General features: G+C 36.2%; 1 pseudogene. It reads right to left on the reverse strand.

The features are described from left to right. Positions 1-302: pseudogene (locus tag FC37_RS08445) on the reverse strand (IS982 family transposase); the annotation flags it as partial. Positions 303-400: the final 98 nt, after the last annotated feature.

Below are 400 nucleotides of genomic sequence, written 5' to 3' on the forward strand. Positions count from 1 at the left end.
TAAGGCCATGTCGAATTAAATAGATCAATGGCAAAAGCATGCGTGCTCTGCGATTAAAGCGAGAGTGAGATAAATTAACAAGCTTTTCACAAAATCTTCTTTGAGATTCAACGCCCAATGAGGCCTGCCAAATAAGCAAGGCCAGAATAGAACTGGCAGATATTTTACATCGATTGATATTCCGTCTTTGCTTTAATGCATCTGGGGCATAAAGTTTGTACAAACAGCGACAAATTATATTTAAACGACTAAAACTAACTTGTGTTAGGATGAGAAAAACGCTTAAGCTTAGGGTAGTTCAATCTAGTCAGACTCTTTTCTATTAATATGTTTACAAGTCGAGTCTAACAAGATTGGACTTTTTTTGTTAACTAAAACGATTTAACTAGCACCACGCGTA

Source organism: Lactobacillus gallinarum DSM 10532 = JCM 2011, assembly GCF_001434975.1.
GTDB classification, from domain to species: Bacteria; Bacillota; Bacilli; order Lactobacillales; family Lactobacillaceae; genus Lactobacillus; species Lactobacillus gallinarum.